At 36.8% G+C, this 16,975-nt stretch carries 13 protein-coding genes, 1 tRNA gene and 1 rRNA gene (1 of these 15 running past the window's edge); 8 read left to right on the top strand and 7 right to left on the bottom strand.

Annotation, left to right across the window (positions count from 1 at the left end; all coding sequences use genetic code 11):
* Positions 1-48 precede the first annotated feature (48 nt).
* The 3 genes from Q0C16_RS04080 (at position 49) to Q0C16_RS04070 (ending at position 4,982) form a co-directional block, all read left to right on the top strand.
* The gene (locus Q0C16_RS04080) at positions 49-615 is read left to right on the top strand and encodes a DNA replication complex GINS family protein (RefSeq protein ID WP_292319768.1); all 567 of its coding nucleotides are present in this window, start codon (positions 49-51) and stop codon (positions 613-615) included.
* Complete coding sequence (mcm, locus tag Q0C16_RS04075; protein WP_292319766.1) at positions 608-2,701, top strand: minichromosome maintenance protein MCM; 2,094 nt, start codon at positions 608-610, stop codon at positions 2,699-2,701. Before Q0C16_RS04080 ends, mcm begins: the two co-directional genes overlap by 8 nt.
* Positions 2,702-2,825: 124 nt before the next feature.
* Positions 2,826-4,982, top strand: a complete 2,157-nt coding sequence (locus Q0C16_RS04070; RefSeq protein WP_292319764.1) for a DEAD/DEAH box helicase — start codon at positions 2,826-2,828, stop codon at positions 4,980-4,982.
* On the opposite strand, the gene Q0C16_RS04065 is transcribed toward Q0C16_RS04070, so the two are convergent.
* The 3 genes from Q0C16_RS04065 to Q0C16_RS04055 form a co-directional block, all read right to left on the bottom strand.
* Positions 4,975-6,087 (bottom strand): saccharopine dehydrogenase C-terminal domain-containing protein, encoded by a 1,113-nt coding sequence (locus tag Q0C16_RS04065; RefSeq protein WP_292319762.1) that lies wholly within the window; start codon positions 6,085-6,087, stop codon positions 4,975-4,977. The genes Q0C16_RS04070 and Q0C16_RS04065 overlap by 8 nt on opposite strands.
* A 95-nt stretch (positions 6,088-6,182) precedes the next feature.
* A complete protein-coding gene (locus Q0C16_RS04060; protein WP_292319760.1) occupies positions 6,183-6,575 on the bottom strand; it encodes a hypothetical protein in 393 nt (130 codons plus the stop codon).
* A gap of 93 nt (positions 6,576-6,668) precedes the next feature.
* Positions 6,669-6,742, bottom strand: a tRNA-His gene (locus Q0C16_RS04055).
* A gap of 138 nt (positions 6,743-6,880) precedes the next feature.
* Between Q0C16_RS04055 and Q0C16_RS04050 the strand changes: the two genes are divergently transcribed.
* The 4 genes from Q0C16_RS04050 to Q0C16_RS04035 all read left to right on the top strand — a co-directional run bounded on the left by Q0C16_RS04050 (position 6,881) and on the right by Q0C16_RS04035 (position 10,549).
* Positions 6,881-8,323, top strand: coding sequence for an RtcB family protein (locus Q0C16_RS04050; protein WP_292319759.1), 1,443 nt, complete (start codon positions 6,881-6,883; stop codon positions 8,321-8,323).
* Positions 8,324-8,430: 107 nt separating this feature from the next.
* Positions 8,431-9,468 (top strand): 50S ribosomal protein L3, encoded by a 1,038-nt coding sequence (locus Q0C16_RS04045; RefSeq protein WP_292319758.1) that lies wholly within the window; start codon positions 8,431-8,433, stop codon positions 9,466-9,468.
* 2 nt (positions 9,469-9,470) lie between these two features.
* Entirely contained in the window at positions 9,471-10,292 is an 822-nt protein-coding gene (rpl4p, locus tag Q0C16_RS04040; RefSeq protein WP_292319757.1) for a 50S ribosomal protein L4, read from the top strand.
* Between the two features lie 2 nt (positions 10,293-10,294).
* Positions 10,295-10,549 (top strand): 50S ribosomal protein L23, encoded by a 255-nt coding sequence (locus Q0C16_RS04035; RefSeq protein ID WP_292319756.1) that lies wholly within the window; start codon positions 10,295-10,297, stop codon positions 10,547-10,549.
* A gap of 9 nt (positions 10,550-10,558) precedes the next feature.
* Here Q0C16_RS04035 and Q0C16_RS04030 read toward each other — a convergent pair whose 3' ends face one another.
* The 3 genes from Q0C16_RS04030 to Q0C16_RS04020 form a co-directional block, all read right to left on the bottom strand.
* The gene (locus tag Q0C16_RS04030) at positions 10,559-11,488 is read right to left on the bottom strand and encodes an Mrp/NBP35 family ATP-binding protein (protein WP_292319797.1); all 930 of its coding nucleotides are present in this window, start codon (positions 11,486-11,488) and stop codon (positions 10,559-10,561) included.
* Between the two features lie 50 nt (positions 11,489-11,538).
* The gene (locus Q0C16_RS04025; RefSeq protein ID WP_292319755.1) at positions 11,539-12,126 is read right to left on the bottom strand and encodes a peroxiredoxin; all 588 of its coding nucleotides are present in this window, start codon (positions 12,124-12,126) and stop codon (positions 11,539-11,541) included.
* Between the two features lie 62 nt (positions 12,127-12,188).
* The gene (locus Q0C16_RS04020; RefSeq protein ID WP_292319754.1) at positions 12,189-13,424 is read right to left on the bottom strand and encodes a M20 family metallopeptidase; all 1,236 of its coding nucleotides are present in this window, start codon (positions 13,422-13,424) and stop codon (positions 12,189-12,191) included.
* Positions 13,425-13,497: 73 nt separating this feature from the next.
* Here Q0C16_RS04020 and Q0C16_RS04015 point away from each other — a divergent pair, with 73 nt between their 5' ends.
* Positions 13,498-14,823 (top strand): TrpB-like pyridoxal phosphate-dependent enzyme, encoded by a 1,326-nt coding sequence (locus Q0C16_RS04015; protein ID WP_367117903.1) that lies wholly within the window; start codon positions 13,498-13,500, stop codon positions 14,821-14,823.
* Positions 14,824-14,939: 116 nt separating this feature from the next.
* Here Q0C16_RS04015 and Q0C16_RS04010 read toward each other — a convergent pair.
* Positions 14,940-16,975: ribosomal RNA gene (locus tag Q0C16_RS04010) — 23S ribosomal RNA — on the bottom strand (it continues 1,353 nt past the right edge of the window).

Below are 16,975 nucleotides of genomic sequence, written 5' to 3'. Positions count from 1 at the left end.
CAAACTTCCTTATACGTTTCAGTTTCTATTAAAAACTGGGTACAGGAGTTGAAATTTGAAAAACGACTAAAATTGTTAAGTTATGATTCAATAGTAAGAAGAAAAAGGGTTATGATGAAAAAAGACTATATAATATCATTTCCAGATGGAACAATAAATGCAAAAAAAGGGGATGAAATTGATTTACCTATGTGGCAAGCAGAATATTTAAAAAGTATTGGAGTCGCTGATGTAAAAGATGAGGAGGTAGACATTAATTACATAAACACCTATCATTTTAGGGAGAAAAGAAATCAAGCTCCTAATCAATTAACTTCTTTGCCTCAAGATTTCTATATAAAAATTGGCAATTTAATAAAGAATCTTGATAGTGCAATAGCCCAAACGCCAACGCATATGCTTATTAATGATAGAGAAGTAGCCGAAAAGAACTTTATTGAGCTCTCAGAAAATAGACTACTGAAGATAATAAGGCTGTCTCAAACTAGTGGGGACGATTTAAAAGATCGTATGACGCCAGAGGAAGTTTTAGTTTATGTAATGATTAAAGATATAATTAATTCATGGAGAAACTATGTTTTATCTTTATCAAAGGGGTTGATAGATCATGAGTAAAGAACTATCCCAACAAATAAGCTATGGAGATAAGTTTAAGGATTTTTTAAGAAATTATAGAGATTCTACTGGAATATTCAAATATGTTGAAAGGATTCACAGAATGATGAATATGGATATGTCTAGTCTAAACATTGATTATCCTGATTTATACAGATATAATACTACATTAGCGGAAGCCCTCGTAGATAATCCAGACGATATTTTAATACAGTTTGGTGACGCACTAAAAGATTTGGTTTCTAGCGAGGATCCTTCCTATGCAGAAAAGAAAGGAAAATTCCATATAAGAGTTTATGGTTTATTTGATACAATAAAAATAAGAGAAATTAGAACTAGCCATGCAGGAAAGCTTATACAAGTTGAAGGTATAATTACAAGGATGCATCCGATCAGGAGTAAAATGATTAAAGCTACATTTAGGCATGAAAAAGAAGGATGTAATGCAGAATTTTATTGGCCTTCTGAAGAGAATGAATACATAGAGGATAAGATAGAAAAACCTACAATTTGTCCGGTATGCGGAGAAGCTGGGGGTAAATTTACTTTAATTAAAGGAAAATCATTATATATAGATTGGCAAGAGTTAACTGTTCAAGAAAAACCCGAAGATGTACCAGGCGGGCAGATGCCTAGAAGTACTCCTGTTCAATTAATTGATGATTTAGTAGATATAGCAAGACCTGGAGACAGGGTAACGATAGTTGGTGTTGTTAAACTACAACAGACAGGAGTTACTTCATTAAGTCCTCTGTTTGAGATTTATATTGAAGCAAATAGCGTTAAGGTTTCAGAAAAAGTCTTGGAAGAAATAAGTATAACTAGAGAGGATGAAGAAAAAATATTAGAATTGAGTAAAGATCCATGGATCAGAGAAAAAATAATATCAAGTATTGGTACAACAATTTATGGTCATTGGGATCTTAAAGAAGCTATAGCTTTACAATTATTCGGCGGTATACCTAAACAAGCTGCAGATGGTACCAGAATAAGAGGTGATATACATTTATTGTTTGTAGGAGATCCAGGTGTAGCTAAAAGTCAATTATTACAATCTGCAGCAAGGGTAGCTCCAAGAGCTGTTTTTACTAGTGGTAAGGGATCTACAGCGGCAGGTTTAACTGCAACAGTAGTTAAAGATTCAAGGACTGGAGAATATTATTTAGAAGCTGGCGCTCTTGTTTTAGCTGATGGAGGACTAGCAATAATTGATGAATTTGACAAAATGAGGCCCGAGGATAGAGTATCTATACATGAAGCTATGGAACAGCAAACAATAAGTATATCCAAAGCAGGAATTGTTGCTAGATTAAACGCCAGAGCAAGCGTTTTAGCAGCAGGTAATCCAAAATGGGGCATGTATGATATAAATAAGCCATTCCCCGATAATGTTACCTTGCCTCCAACAATATTATCGAGGTTTGATCTAATTTTTGTTGTTAGGGATGAAATGAATAAAGAAAGAGATCAAAGGCTTGCGAGGCACATATTAGATGTTCATAGCGATTATGATAAATTTACCCCAGAAATAGATCCTCAATTGTTAAAGAAATATGTTATATATGCAAAGAGGTATGTTAAACCAAAGCTTACTGAAGAAGCTAAGGATTTAATAGAGTCATTCTTTGTTACTTTGAGAGGTAGTGCATTAAGTGCAGGAAATCAGGAAGGAGGTCAAACCCCTGTTCCTATAACAGCAAGGCAACTTGAGGCGATAGTTAGGTTAGCAGAAGCTCATGCTAAGGTTTCTTTAAAGAACGAAATTACAGAAGAAGATGCGGAGGAAGCAATAAGGTTAACAATATCATTTTTGACTAGCGTTGGTCTTGACATAGAATCAAACACGATCGACATAGGTATTATTACTACTGGCTCGAGTTTTCACTCAAGAAGAATAATGAGTTTGGTTGTTGATACGCTAAAGCGTTTAACTGAAGATAAGCCATGCGCTAAATTAGATGACTTAGTTGATGAGATTGTTAATACTCAAAAAATACAAAAGGATAAAGTAATAGAGGCAATACAGAAAGTTCATAAAGAAGGCTTAATTATTGAGACTCGTAATAATTGCTTTAAGCCGGCATGATAGGTCTTATCTTTAATAATTACTTTTATATTATAATCAAATATTTATATAGAACTATTACGAAACAGTTTTTATTTGATGCTTAACATATATTAAGTTAAAACCTTTGAACAGAAAAAGAATTATGGGATTGAATTTGACAAATAGCATAACAACAGATTTAATGAAGATAATGGGATACAAGACTTTATATCCTCCGCAAAAGTTAGCTTTAGAAAAAGATTTGGAAAACGGAAAAAGCTTATTGATCGCATCTCCAACTGCCTCAGGAAAAACATTTGTTGCATTAGATGCTATAATAAATTCTTTAAGCAGAGGAGAAAACAAAAGAGCGGTATATACTGCACCATTAAGAAGTATTGCATCTCAAAAATATAAAGAATTTAAAAAAATAGAAGAAATGGGATATAAAGTAAGGCTTAGTATTGGAGACTATGAAGCAGGTCCTCCTAAAGCAGATGTTTTAATAACGACTTATGAACGGCTTGACTCTATTATAAGAAATTCCCCAGATATTTTGAAACAAATTGGATGTGTTGTTATAGATGAAGTTCATTATGTAGATGATGAAAAAAGAGGACCAATTTTAGAAACTTTAATATCAAAAATATTATATAAAAGTCCAGACTTACAAGTAGTTGCATTAAGTGCAACTGTACCAAATGCTGATGAAATAGCTAAGTGGTTAAATGCTGATTTGGTTTATTCCTCATGGAGGCCGGTTCCACTTTATGAAGGAGTTTATAAAGATGGAATAATTGAGTTCTCCGATAATAAAAAGAAAGAGATTGATATAATATCTAAAGAACCTAGTATAGATTTAGCTATAGATGCATCTAATAATAAAGGACAATCTCTAATTTTTGCTCAATCTAGAAAAAGGGTTGTGCAACTTGCTAAAAAGGCATCATCATATCATCAATATTACAGTTATGATAAAATTTTAGCAAAAAAATATGCAAAGAAAATAATTTCAACAGGGGGACCAAAGAGCCTAAGAGATGAATTAGCCCAGCTTATTTTAAATGGAGTATCTTATCATCATGCAGGGCTTTCGAACGAGCAAAGAAGCATCGTGGAAGAAGCTTTTGTAAATAATGCTATATCAGTAATAGTTGCTACTCCTACTCTTGCAGCAGGTGTCAATTTGCCTGCAAGAAGAGTTATAGTAGATGAATATTATAGATATGAAAGAGGCTATAGATCTCCAATAAAAGTTTCTGAATATAAACAACTGGCAGGTAGAGCAGGAAGACCTGGTCTAGATCCTTACGGTGAGGCAATAATAGTTGCTAAAAAATCGGATAGTTCAGAAGAACTAATTCAAGTATACGTAAATGGAAGTTTGGAAAAACTTGAAAGTAAGCTTTCTGGACTCAGAGGATTAAGACATTCAGTTTTAGGGGCTATAGCATCAGGCATTTCTAATGATGAGGATAGCATAATAAACTTGCATAAAAAAACTTTATATTATATACAAAGAGGAGAAAAAACTATTTCACGTTTATTAAATACTGCTATAAAGCAGTTAATTGATTGGGGTTTAATACAAGAGGATAACAACAAGCTATTTTCTACAAATTTAGGTTATGTTACATCAAAAACTTATATAGATCCAGAAAGCATACCAATTCTTAAAAGAATATTGGGCAAGGTAAAGAAATTTAACGAGACTATAATTTTATATATTATTTCATCGATGCCCGATATAAATCCTTTTATAGTAAGTAAATCTGAAGAAGATAAAATAATGGATAGAGTATTAGAGGACGCCCCTGAGCTCGTAGATATTGTAGAGTGGATGGGTCCCGAGGAAATTGAAGTCATTAAAACAATGTTTGTGTTAAAGGATTGGATAAATGAGGTTCCAGAAGACAAAATAACAGAAAATTATAATATAGGTCCTGGAGATATAGCTTCTTTAATTGATAATGCTAAGTGGATAGCAAGATCCTTAGGAGAAATATTAGAAGTTATTGGTATTCCTAATGATGTAGTTGCACAATTTAAGTTAATGGAAAAAAGAATCGAGAGCGGAATTAAACCAGAGCTATTTGAACTGATATCTATACCTGAAATAGGTCGTGTGAGGGCAAGAAGGCTCTATAATTCTGGTTACAAAAGTCTTGCTGATTTAGCAACTGCTAATCCTAAGGATCTATTAAAAATTAATGGTATAGGGCCATCAATCGTTTCAAAAATATTAGAATACTTTAATAGAAATGATGAGAGTAAAGAATATAAGAGAAACGATGAGGAGGGTCTAGACAGTTTTATTTAACTATAATCTCTTTGTTTATATTCATACTATCATTAGCCATCATTTCTATAATCTCTTTACCTATATTTTCTTCTCCGAGTTCTTCGGGATATATTAATCCACTTCTCTTTATCTTTCCTTTTATAAATTCTATCGCTGAATAAGATAGAAAGCTCCCAGTTACTCTTGACATAGCTGTAAACTCATTTTCGGGTTTAGTTATTTGAGTGAACCTTATTCCTTTATTTTGAGTAAACGCTTCTACCACTAATACAACAATATCTTTTAAATTTGGTTTATAATTAGAAATAATATAGCTTAAAAATTCATCTGCATAAATTTCTGCGTTGTTCATTTTAATTTTTTTATGATCTAAAAATCCAAGTTTATTAAGTCCTTCCATAAATTCAATGTGGCCTGGCCATCTTAGAGTATATTCTACTAAGTACTCTAAATTATTAAAAGTTTTTAATAGTGATCTTAAGCCGTCAGTTGGAAAATATTCAAGTTCTCCTACTCCTTTTACATATATTTTTCCTTTCTCACTCTTTAACGGATCAATTTCCATAATTTTTCTATTTGAAATAAATCTGGCCTTTCTTCTATATTCATCTATTAGATCCATTGTATTCCAGCTTGCTATTATTCCTAATGGAGGATCTGGTTTTTCAGTAATACCTCCGACATAGATTACCCCTCTATTAATTTCTCCTATTTCATTTTTTGCATAAGAAATTAACATGTTTGATAACCCAGGTGCAACACCAGCATCTAGCAAAACAGATAATCCTTCTTTTTCAGCAATTTCTCCAATATCAGAAGGGTCTTCAGGGAAAAATGAGACATCAACAACGTTTTTCCCTGATTCCACTAAGTTTTTTAATGCTTTATGTGCGACGCTACCTGGTAGAGACGTTACTACAAGATCTATATTCGACAATGATGACATAACTTCATTTTTGTTTAATGCATTAACTTTTTTGTAATTTAAGTTAAGTTCTTTTGCAGTATTTTTCAAGATATCTTCGTTATAATCAAAAAGGGTTACATTAAACCCTTCTCTTTTTAATAAAAAGGCCGCTCTTTTTCCTACATTTCCTATTCCCAAAACACCTATGTTAATCATTTACCGACCCTCAGCAGTTCCAACAATCATCAAATATCAGTCGACCCTCTTATTAACTTCATTGGTCGGCATTAATTATTTATAATAGAAAGAGGTTATATTTTAATGTTTGGCCTTGATCTTTCGTTTAAGTTCAATGGTATATGGGGATTGTAGCCTAATGAATACCTAACTTTTTCCAAAAACTCCTCTAATCTTTTACTGAAATATTCAATTCCAGATACATTTAATGTTTTATTTAACTCCATTCTTATTCTTAATGCCTTGCTCAAGTCTGAAAGAAGCTTAGCTTCATAATCAAGCCCACTATACGGCCTTCTTATAAAATCTTTTTTCTGATCATACTGTAATAGTGAAGATAACTCTTCTAAACTGTTTTCCATAGATTCGTTTTCTATGGAATATGGAATTTTAAGATAAAGATCCTCTACCCTAATTACAACCTTTATAATCGCTTTATTTATAGTTTCACCCATCTTTTTACCCATTTTTAATTAGTCAGTCAGAGCCATTAAACTTATTTTTCAATAAGAATTGAGAATAGATTTATTATGAAGCTCTTTATTTTTACCCTTTTAAAGGGCCCGGACCGGGATTCGAACCCGGGACTTCTCGGTCCACAGCCGAGCGCTCTAACCAGCTGAGCTATCCGGGCCATGAATCTGATCGGGCCCAGGAATTGTATGTGGTAACAAGGTTTATTAAATTGTTTTCCTTTAATTTAATTAATATATTAAAAAATAAAAAATAATGTTCTAAAGCTTTAATTAGATTATATTTAGTGGTGGTAAAAATGCAGGAAATAGAACCCAGAAAAATAGCAAACAACACATGGATTATAGAAAGAAATGGTTGTATGAGAGTACCATCAGTAATTTATGCTGATGATATATTAATAGAAAAAATGAAACAAGATCAAACATTGAAGCAATCAATGAATGTTGCATGCCTCCAAGGTATACAAAAGTATAGTTTGGTTATGCCAGATGGTCATCAGGGCTATGGTTTCCCGATAGGGGGAGTAGCAGCTATGGCTATCGATGAAGGAGGAGTAATAAGCCCTGGTGGAGTCGGCTATGATATAAATTGTGGAGTTAGATTGATAAAAACAAATTTAACTTTAAAAGATGTAATGCCGAAGATTAAAGATCTTGTCAATTTAATTTATGAAAATGTTCCAAGCGGTCTTGGAAGTACTGGAAAACTAAAGTTGACAAATAATGAACTAACAGAAGTATTAAATTATGGAGCTAAATGGGCTGTTGAAAAAGGTTATGGATGGGAAAAAGATATTGAATTTATAGAAGAAAACGGTGCATGGAAGCTTGCTGACGCTACAAAGGTAAGCAATTCTGCAAGAAAAAGAGGGTCTAATGAACTTGGAACATTAGGCAGTGGAAATCATTTTTTGGAAGTTCAGTATGTCGATAAAGTTTTTGATGAAAGGCTTGCAAAAGCATATGGTATATTTGAAAATCAGGTTACGATAATGATACATACAGGGAGTAGAGGATTAGGACATCAAGTTGCAAGCGATTATTTGCAAATAATGGAAAGGGCTATGAGAAGATATAATACAATACCTCCGGACAGAGAACTTGCAAGCATACCATATAATTCTCCAGAAGCACAGGATTATTCAAGGGCTATGGCATCTGCAGCAAACTATGCTTGGGCCAATAGACAAATTATAATGCATTGGACTAGAGAAAGCTTCGCTCACGTATTTCATACAGATCCAGAAAACTTAGAAATGAATTTAGTTTATGATGTAGCCCATAATATAGCAAAAATAGAGGAGTACGAAATAGATGGCAAAAAGAAAAAAGTGGTAGTTCATAGAAAAGGAGCAACCAGGGCATTCCCTCCAGGTAGTCCTGAAATTCCTGCTAAATATAGAGATTATGGGCAACCAGTATTAATACCAGGAAGTATGGGAACAGCAAGTTACATATTAGCTGGAATTGAGACAGGTGTTAAATCATGGTTTACTGCACCTCATGGGGCAGGTAGACAACTCAGCAGGACATCTGCTAAGAAGGAGAAAAGCTATAAAGATGTTGTTGATGATTTAAATAAGAAAGGTATATACTTAAAGGCAAGTAATGTTTCAACCGTAATTGAAGAAATGCCCGAGGCATATAAAAATGTAGATAATGTAGCTGAAACAGCAGCCTCTGTAGGAATAGCTAAGTTAGTTGCTAGGATGAGACCTATAGGTGTAACAAAAGGTTAAAACCTGTTATGGTCTTTTATGTATAGAGATAATTGAAAATCATTTTTATTTTTAAGTAAAGCTTTATAAACTAGATACACCCCTACAGCCTTGAAAAGGTGCTAAAGATGGGGCATCGTAAGAAATCAGCAGCACGTCGTGGTAGCCTAGGATTCTACCCTAGACAAAGAGCAGAAGAATTTGTACCAAGAATTAAATCATGGCCTGTACTATCAATTCAAGAGCCAAAACTTTTAGGTTTTATCGGATATAAGGTAGGAATGACACACATATTTATGATAGAAAATAGACAAGGTTTACCAACATATGGAAAAGAAGTAATGAAGCCTGTAACAGTTGTTGAAGTTCCTCCTGTATATGTTTTAGCTGTTAGGGGATATGCTTTAGATACAAATAAAGGTCTATATCCGTTGACTGAGGCTTGGAGTAAAGTACCTGAGGATTTAGAGCTTGAAAGAAGAATAAGTACATTAGGTAACTTTGATACTGAAGGATCTATAAAAGAGTTACAGAAAAGCTTAAGTGAACTAAAAGAAATAAGAGTCCTTATAGCTTCGCAGCCAAAGTTAACTGGTGGTCTAAGCAAGAAGAAACCTGATGTAATAGAAGTGAAAGTTAATACTCCTTCAAATGATGTCAAAAAAGCTTTGGACTTTGCTATAAGTAAACTTGGCCAACAGGTATCAGTAAAGGATGTATTCCAAATAGGCCAAGTAGTAGACGTTTTAGCTGTCACTAAAGGTAAAGGATGGCAAGGCGTTATCAAAAGAGCTGGAGCAAAGCAATTGCCGAGGTGGACGAAGCACAGAAAAGGAAGCAGAAAAATAGGAGCGAGAAGTCACGGATTAGGGACTTGGTGGGAAAATCCATCGCCAGGCCAATTGGGATTCCACAGAAGAACTGAATATAATAAAAGAATATTAGATATAGGTGATGATGGACTTAAAATAACTCCATCGGGAGGATTTGTTAATTATGGAGTCGTTAAAAGTTCTTACATTATACTAGACGGTTCAATACCAGGAACTGTTAAGAGGCCTGTAGTATTAAGATACCCAATAAGGCCTCCTGTATGGTATTTAACTATGGGAATTAAGAAGCCTCAAATTACTTATATTAGTTTATCAAGTAAGCAGGGTGTATGATTATGGCGACAATTAATTCTTCAATGATATTTTATTTGTCTCCTAAAGTATCAGTTAGTAAATATAATGTAAAAGGAGAAGAAGACGGACAGATAGAATTACCTGATGTTTTTAGAATGCCTGTAAGGAGAGATTTAATATTAAGGGCATTTTTAAGCGAATTTACTGCATCTATTCAACCAAAAGCTAGGGATCCTATGGCTGGTAAGAGGACTACAGCTAGGAGCATAGGAATTGGTCATGGTGTCGCTAGAGTTCCTAGGATAAAAGGAGGAATGAGAGCTGCATTTGCACCTATGGTTAGGAAAGGTAGAGCTGCATTTCCACCAAGATTAGATGAAAAAATATATGAAGATATAAATAAAAAGGAAAAAAGGTTAGCTATTATGAGTTCATTAGCTGCAACAGCTATATTAGATTTAGTTAAAGAGAGAGGGCATGAATTTGATGCTAAGACAGTACCCTTAGTAATTAGTTCAGATGTTTTAAACGAGATAAAGAAAACAAAAGATGCTAAGGAATTTCTAACTAAAATAGGTGTCTATAAAGATATAGAAAGAGCTTCAGAAAGAATAAAAGTAAGGGCTGGAAAGGGGAAGATGAGAGGTAGAACTTACAAAGGAGTTAAAAGTATATTATTCATAGTCGAAGATTATAAGTCTCCGTTTGCAAGAGCTGTTATAAATATGCCTGGTGTTGATGTAGTTAAGCCAGAAATTGTTAGTGTTATTCATTTGTCTCCTGGAGGTGTACCAGGGAGGCTGACTGTAATAACTACTGAAGCATTAAATTATTTAGGTAAGAGATTTAGTTTAGGTGATTAAATATGGAAGAAATTATTTTAAAGATAGTTATGAGTGAAAAGGCATCAAGATTAATGGAAGAAAGCAACACATTAACTTTTATTGTTGCAAGAGATGCAAATAAGCAAAAAATTAGGGAAGCCATAGAAAACTTATATAACGTTAAGGTAGAGTCTGTTAAGACTCTTATAACTCCTAGAGGAGAAAAGAAGGCTATGGTAAGGTTATCAAAAGAATACAAAGCAACTGATATAGCTACAAAGTTTGGATTGCTATAATTTTTTAAATTATGCAGATTCAATTTTCTTTTCTTTGTTTTCAACTATATCCATAAACTTCTTTGATATTTCCATAAACATTTTAGATGCTTCTAAATCAGGGTAATCTATAAAGAATGCTATACCATTATCGTTGCTTTCTCTTATTTTTGGATCGATTGGTATTTTCCCTAAGAATGGTATGTTATATTCTTTAGAAATTTCTTCTGCAGCCCCCTTTCCAAAGATATAATATGTTTTTCCATCATCGCATTTAAAATAGCTCATGTTTTCTACGATTCCTATAATAGGTACATTTAGCTTTTGAGCGAAATTTGCTGCTTTCTTTACTACATATTTTGAAACTTCACTTGGTATAGTTACTAGTAAAAATCCAGTTAAATGTGGTATTATTTGTGCAATTGTTAATTGCTCGTCGCCCGTCCCTGGAGGAAGATCTATTAAAAGGTATTCCACTCCTTCCCAATCGGTATATGCTAATAGCTGTCTTATAGCAGTAGTCTTTATGGAACCTCTCCAAATAACTGGAGTATCTTCTTGAGGTAGCATTAGACCTACTGAAATTACTTTTACTCCATGCTTACTTATAGCTGGAATTATTGAACCATCATCCTTAGCTAATAAGCCCTTTGATAGGTTTACACCAAGCATTTTTGGTATGCTTGGTCCATGGAAGTCAGCATCTAATATAGCCACATTTTTACCTAATGAGCTGAGAGCTATTGCCAGATTTGAAGTGACAAAGGATTTCCCTACACCACCTTTACTGCTAAGAATTGCAATTTTATACGGTATTTTTTTCATTTTTTCAACTACTTTTTTCTGCTCATCCTGCATTGCTTTCATTCTTTGGGCTTGTTCTTTATAATCGTAAGCCGCTGTCTTTGAAGATTTTTCTTTAAATTCCTCGTTCTTAATTCTAAAGCTCAATCTAGACACCAAAAATATTATAAAAAGGAAAAGAATTATATCCTTATATATAAAAAAGGTTATAGTTTTCCAATGCTATCAGGTATTCTTATCCTTATAGATTGGAACCCTTCTCCCTTGTTGGCTGCTATTATATCGAATTCTTCTGGTTTTGGTGGATGTTCATACAGATATTTTAGGTTTATAAATGCATTATATATGTGTGGGACATCTTTGCCAAGCCTATCATTAAATACGGAAACATACTCAACTATGCCATCTGGATTTATTATTACTGTTCCCCTTCTAGTCATACCGCTTGTTGGATTCAAGAATCCATAAGCTGATGAAATTTCTTTTTTAATGTCGTCAACTAAGGGGAATTTAACTTTGCTAACTCTCGGGCTTGTTTCTACCCAAACTTTATGCGAATATACTGAATCAGTGCTAATACCTAGTATTTCAGCATTGTTTTCCTTAAACTTTTCATAATGTGCCTGGAATGCCTCTAAGTCTGTTGCACATACAAATGTAAAGTCTCCTGGATGGAATGTTAGTATAACCCATTTTCCTTTATAATCGCTAAGTTTTATTTCTTTAACCTTATTTTCTGCAGGGAAATAAGCCCTAGATTTAAATTCAGGTGCCTGTACTCCAACATCTATCATTTCTTTCACCAAATATATTATAAATTTAGTAGTATAAAAATCTTTCTACATAAAAATTTTTTTCAACTACTTTTTATATTAAGAAATTCTGTTATAATATTTTTTGTTACTTTTAACGCCATTTTTAAATCATAAACTTTGACGTATTCGTTATATGAATGAGCTAAAAATAGTTCTCCCGGACCATATATAATAGTTGGTATTCCTATTGCTCTTAGGTATCTCCCATCAGTTGCTCCTGATTCTATATGAAGTTCAGGTTTTTTATTTAGAATTTTTTCTACAGAATTTAATGCTATTTTAGTAATTCTCTCTTCTGTTGAGGTGAAGTTTGATTCGCTTGTGTCTATAGGATATATTTCTGCAATTCCATTAAGTTTATTTTTTAATAGATTTCTTACATTCTCGCAATTACAGCCTGGTGGAGTCCTCATATCTAATTCCAACTCACAATAATCTGGAACCATGTTAATCTTACTTCCTCCTTTTATAACACCTGGATTAAATGACACTGATTTGAGTTGCTTTTCGATATCTTCAACAGAAATGTTTAGTTTCTTTTCTTTTATAACCGATTCATAAGTTTTTGATGTTTCCTTTATGGCAAATTCAACATCAGTTGGAATAATTATTTTAGAATTAAGTTCATCAATAGTTTCTTTTGCTATATTTATGGCTTTGTACATATTTAATATGGCATTTTCTCCAAGTACTGGCATACTTCCATGAGATGGTATTCCTTTAGTTAGAATCTTTGTTTGGCAAAGACCTTTTTCACCTATAGAAACCCTATTATAGCCTGATGGCTCAGCTATTAACGCAGCATCTCCTTTAATTAAATTATTTTTCACTAACCCTTGCATACCAGCATGACCACCAACTTCTTCATCAGCAGATGCTACAAAAATTAATGAACCTGTTGATTTTTCTATGATATCTGATAACTGTAGTGTAGCAACAAGTATAGTAGCTAAACCTCCTTTCATATCAGTTGCTCCTCTTCCAAAAATTTTATCATCAACTATTTTGCCCGAAAAAGGATCATAAATCCACTTGCTCTCATCTCCTGGAGGAACGACATCCATATGACCATTTAATATAAGTGTTGGTGATCCATTTCCTATTTTAGCAATCAGGTTTTGCTTGTTTTTTTCAAATTCATAAATCTCGAATTTAATTCCATTGTCATTAAGTAAATCTTTTATATAATCAACAACGCCCTTAGTATAACCTGGTGGGTTTTGAGAGTTGATTTTTATTAAATCCGAGGTAACCTTTACAACAAAATCTTCGTCCACATTCACCACCCACTTAAAATTTACTGTTTGCTAATATATGTGATTCTGATTAAAATTTTTAAACTCCTATAAAATGATAAAACTTAGGTGGTCAACCTTTGTGGTAAAGGATTTAGTGAGGTATGACCTTTCGCAAGATAGGATTCCTGAGTTCTGGTACAATATATTACCTGATTTGCCTGAAAGTTTACCTGAACCAAAAGATGCTACTGGTAAGTCATTTGAAACATTGAAAATTGTCTTACCAACGAAAGTTTTAGAATATGAGTTTTCTCAGGAGAGGTTCATAAAAATACCCGAAGAACTTTTGGAAAGATATTTGCAAGTAGGTAGGCCTACGCCAATAATAAGAGCAAAAAGATTAGAAGAAAAATTTGATAATGTCCTTAAAATTTATATGAAAATGGAAAGCTACACATATACCGGATCTCATAAAATTAACAGTGCACTTGCTCATGTATATTACGCAAAAAATGACAATGCTAAATTCGTATCAACAGAAACAGGAGCGGGACAATGGGGATCAGCAGTTTCATTAGCATCTGCTCTGTTCAAAATGAAAGCATACGTTTTTATGGTCAGAACGAGTTATTATGCTAAACCCTACAGAAAATACTTGATGATGATGTATGGGGCTAATGTTAATCCGAGTCCTTCAGAGTTAACAGATTTTGGTAGGGAATTGTTATTAAAGGATCCAAATCATCCAGGATCTTTAGGAATTGCAATTAGTGAGGCAGTAAAATATGCAATGGATAACGGTGGAAAATATGTTGTTGGAAGCGTTGTAAACTCAGATATAATGTTTAAGACTATAGCTGGTATGGAAGCAAAATTACAAATGGAAGAAATAGGCGAAGATCCTGATTATATAATAGGTGTTGTAGGTGGAGGGTCAAATTATGCAGCGCTCGCGTATCCATTTTTGGGAGAAGAGTTAAGGAAAGGTAAAGTGAGGAGAAAATATATAGCATCAGGATCAACGGAAGTTCCTAAGATGACAAAAGGTATCTATAAGTATGATTTTCCAGATACAGCAATGATATTGCCTCAATTAAAGATGTATACTATTGGTAGTGACTTTATACCTCCGCCTATATATGCCGGCGGTTTGAGATATCATGCAGTTGCACCAACGTTAAGTCTTCTTATGAATAAAGGTATAGTTGAAGCAAGAGATTATAGCCAGGAAGAGACTTTTAAGTGGGCTAAAATGTTTGCAGAAACAGAAGGATATATACCTGCGCCAGAAACAGCTCACGCTCTACCTATTTTAGGTGAAATAGCTGAAAATGCTAAGAGAAATAAAGAGAAGAAAACAGTATTGATTAGTTTTTCTGGTCATGGTTTACTAGACTTAGGAAACTATGCGGATGTATTAGGCTTTGATAAAAAATAATAATTTTTGCAATATAATTTTTATTTAATAAATGCGCCACCCTGTTTTTAACCTGTTGATTAGATTTGTCCTCCACATCCAGCCCAACCAGGAGCCAACTAGCACCAGCCCAAGGTTGACCTGCAGCCTCGGGCTGTTGGGAGTGGCAGGCTGAATCGCTCGAGCTTTCGCCCTCGCGACTTACACCCCCACCCCATCAAACCCGTATTTTACGGGAGCCCTCGCTGTCCTCCAGCTTGCGCTGGAAGGCAGATGGCCGTCTCTTTTCGGGTCAGGGTTCTCGCTTAGATGCTTTCAGCGATAACCCCTTACGGCGTGGCTGCCCGGCGTTGCCCACCAGGACAACCGGTACACTAGAGGCCGCGGCACCCCGTTCCTCTCGTACTAGGGGTACCTCCCCCTCAGACGGCCGACACCTCCTGCGGGTAGAGACCGACCTGTCTCACGACGGTCTGAACCCATCTCACGTTCCCCTTTAATGGGCGGGCAGCCCCACCCTTGGGGGCTGCTGCACCCCCAGGATGGGAAGAGACGACGTCTGGGTACCAAACCGCGGGGTCGATGGGAACTCTCACCCGCGACGAGCCGGTTACTCCTGGGGTAACTTTTCTGTCATGCCCGGCCCCCACTGGTGGGGGCACGAGCGTTCGTTAGGCCCGGGTTTCCCCCCTGCGCCCCTTGCGTTCAAGGGCGCAGTCAGCCCGGCATTTGGCCTTACCCTCTACGGCGGAGTTCTGACCCGCCTGAGCCGAGCTTTGGGCACCCCTGATATCCTTTCAGGGGTGTGCCGCCCCAGCCGAACTGCCCACCCGCCGCTGTCCCCCGAGTGCTACCCGAGGTTAGGGGTGCGGGAGAGAGTGGGTGGTGTTTCATTGGCGCATCCGCGCGGCCCGGAGACCGCGCTTCATTGCTCCCACCTACACTATGCACCCCCTCCCGCACCCCAACGACGGGCTGCAGTAAAGCTCCACAGGGTCTTCTCGCCCCGTCGGGGGTCCCAGGACTCTGCACCCGGAGGTGGGTTCGCCGGGCCCCGGGCCGGGACAGTGGGGACCTCGTTGATCCATTCATGCACGCCGGAACTATCGAGAGGCTAGGGTGGGAACCATACCCACCACTAGCCCATACCCGGCAAGGCATTTGGCTACCTTCCTCCCGGGCCCTGGCAATAGATTAAAGACTAATAACCGGTACTGGTGCTTCTCTTAAAATACAATTCACCAATCTTTGATAGCTGTAACATATGCGTAGGTATTAGGCTGCCTGGTCTTCTCAATTATCTTAACCAATAATATAGTCCTCCTTAAAATCCTCCTCTTCCTCATGTATCATTTTATTTTCACATTTTTAATTAATTCTAAACATTCCTTGCCAGGGACCCGTTAAGAGGGTCAGAGCTAGGCCCCCACCACCCGCCCATTGAGGACGAGTCAGTGGAGTTTACCCCCGGCCTTCAGCGGCGCTTAGCCCGGTTGAACCCGGGTTTCACGTACCGCCAGTGGCCAGGATTCAGCCCCCGTACACACCCTTACGGGCTAGCGGGGACCTATGTTTTTGTTAAACAGTCAGGTCCCCCTTGTCACTGCGACCCGCGGTTCCAGTGGGAAAACACCAGAGCCGCGGGCACCCCTTCTCCCGAAGTTACAGGGCTAATTTGCCGAGTTCCCTGGCCCGGGGTCACCCGAGCCGCCTTGGGCTTCTCACCCAGGAACACCTGTGTCGGTTCTCGGTACGGTCGTGGAGGCTCGTTCCCCATCTCCTTTTCATGGGCCCCAGGAGTCGAGTGGACCAGGCTCAAGGCCCGGCTATTCCCGCCTTCAGCCGGTTCTCGCCATTACGGCACTCCCCGGCCTTCAGCGGTTAAGCGGGGTATTCCCCCGCCCACCCTATCCCGAGGCGTCGGAGATGGGGCTTGCGTTACCGCGAAACCTACCCCCACGGCACGGGAATATTAACCCGTTTCCCTTTCGGCAGGTACCAATTAGGCCCCACCTTAGGACCGGCTAACCCATGGCTGATTATCGTTGCCATGGAATCCTTGTCCTTTCCGGCGGAGGGGGTTCCCACCCCTCTTCGCTGCTACTACCACCGGGATCTGCATCGGTCACGGGTCCACCGGACCTTACGGCCCGGCTTCTGCCCCATGGCCGCG

It is taken from the genome of Caldisphaera sp. (assembly GCF_023256325.1).
Taxonomy (GTDB): domain Archaea; phylum Thermoproteota; class Thermoprotei_A; order Sulfolobales; family Acidilobaceae; genus Caldisphaera.
Note: the sequence above shows the minus strand (reverse complement) of the source record. Positions and strands in the feature narration are given on the sequence as shown.

Coding starts and splice junctions, on each gene's coding strand:
- mcm (WP_292319766.1), top strand. CDS start 608: ATGAGTAAAGAACTATCCCAACAAATAAGCTATGGAGATAAGTTTAAG.
- Q0C16_RS04070 (WP_292319764.1), top strand. CDS start 2,826: ATGGGATTGAATTTGACAAATAGCATAACAACAGATTTAATGAAGATA.
- Q0C16_RS04065 (WP_292319762.1), bottom strand. CDS start 6,087: ATGATTAACATAGGTGTTTTGGGAATAGGAAATGTAGGAAAAAGAGCG.
- Q0C16_RS04060 (WP_292319760.1), bottom strand. CDS start 6,575: ATGGGTAAAAAGATGGGTGAAACTATAAATAAAGCGATTATAAAGGTT.
- Q0C16_RS04050 (WP_292319759.1), top strand. CDS start 6,881: ATGCAGGAAATAGAACCCAGAAAAATAGCAAACAACACATGGATTATA.
- Q0C16_RS04045 (WP_292319758.1), top strand. CDS start 8,431: ATGGGGCATCGTAAGAAATCAGCAGCACGTCGTGGTAGCCTAGGATTC.
- rpl4p (WP_292319757.1), top strand. CDS start 9,471: ATGGCGACAATTAATTCTTCAATGATATTTTATTTGTCTCCTAAAGTA.
- Q0C16_RS04035 (WP_292319756.1), top strand. CDS start 10,295: ATGGAAGAAATTATTTTAAAGATAGTTATGAGTGAAAAGGCATCAAGA.
- Q0C16_RS04025 (WP_292319755.1), bottom strand. CDS start 12,126: ATGATAGATGTTGGAGTACAGGCACCTGAATTTAAATCTAGGGCTTAT.
- Q0C16_RS04015 (WP_367117903.1), top strand. CDS start 13,498: ATGATAAAACTTAGGTGGTCAACCTTTGTGGTAAAGGATTTAGTGAGG.